Source organism: Rhodosalinus sp. (genome assembly GCF_041685465.1).
Classification (GTDB): domain Bacteria; phylum Pseudomonadota; class Alphaproteobacteria; order Rhodobacterales; family Rhodobacteraceae; genus Rhodosalinus.
This window is the reverse complement of record NZ_JAWLFS010000279.1, coordinates 1-3,585: the sequence shown is the minus strand read 5'-3', so window position 1 is coordinate 3,585 and position 3,585 is coordinate 1. Positions and strand designations below refer to the sequence as shown.

Sequence of the window (3,585 nt, the reverse complement as noted above, 5' to 3'; positions counted from 1 at the left end):
CGGCCGCCCCAAGATGCCCGAGGCGGTCGAGGGCTATCGCGGCTCGCTGATCCGCCGGTCGAAGCCCTGCCCCTGGCTGCGCGACCACTGGATCGAGCGGGCGCGCGCCGATCTCGGCCGCGACTGGACCTGAGCGGACCAAAAGGGGGGCGCTGCCCCCCGTCGCGCCTGCAGGCGCGACTCCCCCCGGAGTATTTGCGCCAAGATGATGGGGCCGGGTATGCCAACCATTCCATCACCTTGGGCGAAATACTCCGGGGGCTCGGGGGCAGCGCCCCCGAAAACCGCACGCAGTGCCAGAGATCTCGCGCGCGTCAGCGCGCTCCGCTCAGGAACGGCTGGTCCGGGCGTGGCGGCGGGCCTCGCGGCGACAGCGGTCGGAGCAATGGCGCACCTCGTCCCAGACCTTCGCCCATTTGCGCCGCCAGGCGAAGGGGCGGCCGCAGGTCGCGCAGGGTTTCGTGGGCAGGTCGCCCTTCCTGCGCATCCGCGCCATCAGAAGCCGAAGCTCCCCTGCCGGTCGTCATCCGGTGCGCGGCGGCGCTTGCGCGGCGCGCGGTCGTTGACGAAGCGGCCCGCGCCATCCTTGCGGCTTGCGTGCCTCTCGACGAGCGCCGAGGCCGTATCGCGGAAGCCCGCGCCCTTGCGCACGCCCCAGACCGCCTCGCGCGCCGCGCGGGCGGCGGCGGGGACGTCGACGATCGGCTCGGGGTATGTCCTGCCCAACACGCCATCCGCGCCCTCCCAGCGCCAGGGCTCCTGAAGATGCGCGTCGGGCACCGCGGCGAGTTCGGGGAGCCATGCGCGGGTGAAGGCGCCGGTCGGGTCCTGATCCCGGCCCTGCTTCACCGGGTTGTAGATGCGGATCGTGTTCATGCCCGTCGTCCCGGACTGCATCTGCATCTGCGGCCAGTGGATCCCCGGCTCGTAGTCGGTGAAGAGGCGGGCGAGGACGGGGCCGGTCTCACGCCAGTCGAGCCAGAGGTGATAGGAGGCCACCGCAACCAGCATCGAGCGCATGCGGAAGTTCATCCAGCCGGTGTGGCGCAGCATCCGCATGCAGGCGTCCACGAAGGGCAGCCCCGTCTCGCCCGCCGCCCAGGCAGCGAGGCGCGTCTTGTCGGGGGCGCGCGGACGCAGACCCTCGTAGGCCGGGTGCAGGCAGCGGTGTTCGACCGCGGGCTCGTCCTCGAGCTTCTGCATGAAATGGTCGCGCCAGGCGAGGCGCGACTGGAAGCTCTTGAGGCTGCCGGCCCAGCCGTCGCGCGTGCCCTTCACCGCGCGCTGGCGCGCGGCGCCGGCCTGCGCGGCCTCGCGGACCGAGAGCGCGCCGAGCGCGAGGTGCGGCGAGAGGCGCGAGCAGGCCGTCGCCCCCTCGCGCGGCGAGGACATGGCGCGGCGGTACTCGCGGCCGCGCGCGTTAAGGAAACTGTCGAGCGTCCGCAGCGCCTCGGCGCGCCCGCCCCGCTGCCGTCCCGGGCAGGGATCGGGTGCGAGGCCCAGCGCCTCCGGCGCGGGCCAGGGGTCGCTTTCTGCCCAGAGCGCCCGGAGCGCTGCGGGTGCGGGCACCGGATCGGCGAAAACGAAGCGGTCGCGCTGCGCGGCCCAGCCGTCGCGCCCCGCGAGCCGGCGGACGACGCCCGACTGCGGCAGTTCCTCCCAGGAAACCCCCTGCGCGCGCGCCCAACCCGCCACGGCGCGGTCGCGGGCGTAGGTCCAGGTGTTGCCGGTCTCCTCGTGGCTGACGAGATGGGTGATCCCGTGGCGGCGGCGCAGATCCTCCAGCACCTCCGTCGCGCGCCCCACCCGGATCACAAGCGCCGCGCCGAGCGCGGCGAGATCGGCTCGCAGCTCCGCGAGCGCCTCGCCGAGAAAGGCGTAGTGCCGCCCGCTCGCGTCGGGCTCCGCCCAGAGGCCGGGCTCCACGATGTAGAGGGGCAGCACGGGAAAGCCGCTCGCTGCCGCGCGGGCGAGCGCGGGATGGTCGTCCAGCCGCAGATCGCGCTTGAACCAGAGGATCGCCGCGCCAGTTGTCCCGTCCATCGCCTTGCCGTGCCCTGCCCGTCTTTCTAACAAGGGTAGATCGGCCCCGACCCCGGAAAAGACCAGAGGAGACCGCCATGAAGGACGCCGCGCCGCAGACCGTGCACCTGAGCGATTACGCGCCGCCGGCCTTCCTGGTGGAGGACGTGCATCTCACCTTCCGCCTCGCGCCGCGGGCGACGCGGGTTCTGAGCCGCATCCGTTTCCGCCCGAACCCCGACGCGGCCCGCGGCGCCTTCTTCCTGCACGGCGAGGGGCTGACGCTGATCCGCGCGGCGATCGACGGGGCGGCGGTGACGCCCGAACTCACGGCCGAGGGCCTGACCTGCGCGGTGCCGGCGGCCCCCTTCACCTGGGAGGCGGAGGTCGAGATCGCGCCGGAGGCCAACACCGCGCTCGAGGGGCTCTACATGTCGCGCGGCATGTACTGCACGCAGTGCGAGGCCGAGGGCTTCCGCAAGATCACCTACTACCCCGACCGCCCCGACGTGATGGCGCCCTTCACCGTGCGCATCGAGGGCGACGCGCCGGTCATGCTGTCGAACGGCAACCCGGTGGGCCTGGGGGACGGCTGGGCCGAGTGGCACGACCCCTGGCCGAAGCCCGCCTATCTCTTCGCGCTGGTCGCGGGCGATCTGGTGGCCGAGCGCGGCAGCTTCGTCACCCGGTCGGGCCGGACCGTGGATCTCGCCGTCTGGGTGCGGCCGGGCGACGAGGGGAAATGCGCCTGGGCGATGGAGGCGCTCAAGGCCTCGATGCGCTGGGACGAAGAGCGCTACGGACGCGAATACGACCTCGACGTGTTCAACATCGTGGCGGTGGACGACTTCAACATGGGCGCGATGGAGAACAAGGGGCTCAACATCTTCAACTCCGCCGCCGTGCTGGCCAGCCCCGACACCGCGACCGACGCCAACTTCGAGCGCATCGAGTCGATCATCGCGCATGAGTATTTCCACAACTGGACGGGCAACCGCATCACCTGCCGCGACTGGTTCCAGCTCTGCCTGAAGGAGGGGCTCACCGTCTTCCGCGATCAGGAGTTCACCGCCGACCTGCGCTCGGCTGCCGTCAAGCGGATCGAGGACGTGCGGATGCTGCGCGCGCGCCAGTTCCCCGAGGACCAGGGGCCGCTCGCGCACCCGGTGCGCCCCGAAAGCTACCAGGAGATCAACAACTTCTACACCGCGACCGTCTACGAGAAGGGCGCCGAGGTGATCGGGATGCTCAAGCGCCTCGTGGGCGACGCGGGCTATGCGACGGCGCTCGATCTCTACTTCGAGCGTCACGACGGGCAGGCCTGCACCATCGAGGACTGGCTGAAGGTCTTCGAGGATGCGACGGGCCGCGACCTCGCGCAGTTCAAGCGCTGGTATTCACAGGCCGGCACCCCGCGCCTCTCGGTCGAGGAGAGCTTCGAGGACGGCACCTATACGCTCACCTTCGCGCAGCGCACGCCGCCCACGCCGGGGCAGGAGGAGAAGGCGCCGCTGGTGATCCCGATCGCCGTGGGCCTGCTGTCCCCGAACGGGGACGAGGTGG

3 protein-coding genes are annotated in these 3,585 nt (G+C 71.7%); 1 reads left to right on the top strand and 2 read right to left on the bottom strand.

Annotated features, from left to right (window positions below):
* Positions 1-328 precede the first annotated feature (328 nt).
* Complete coding sequence (locus ACESL7_RS14365; RefSeq protein WP_372893986.1) at positions 329-487, bottom strand: DUF2256 domain-containing protein; 159 nt, start codon at positions 485-487, stop codon at positions 329-331.
* Between the two features lie 8 nt (positions 488-495).
* Complete coding sequence (locus tag ACESL7_RS14360) at positions 496-2,043, bottom strand: FAD-binding domain-containing protein (protein ID WP_372893985.1); 1,548 nt, start codon at positions 2,041-2,043, stop codon at positions 496-498.
* Positions 2,044-2,120: 77 nt separating this feature from the next.
* Between ACESL7_RS14360 and pepN the strand changes: the two genes are divergently transcribed.
* A partial coding sequence (gene pepN, locus ACESL7_RS14355; RefSeq protein ID WP_372893984.1) for an aminopeptidase N occupies positions 2,121-3,585 on the top strand: 1,465 nt, incomplete at its 3' end.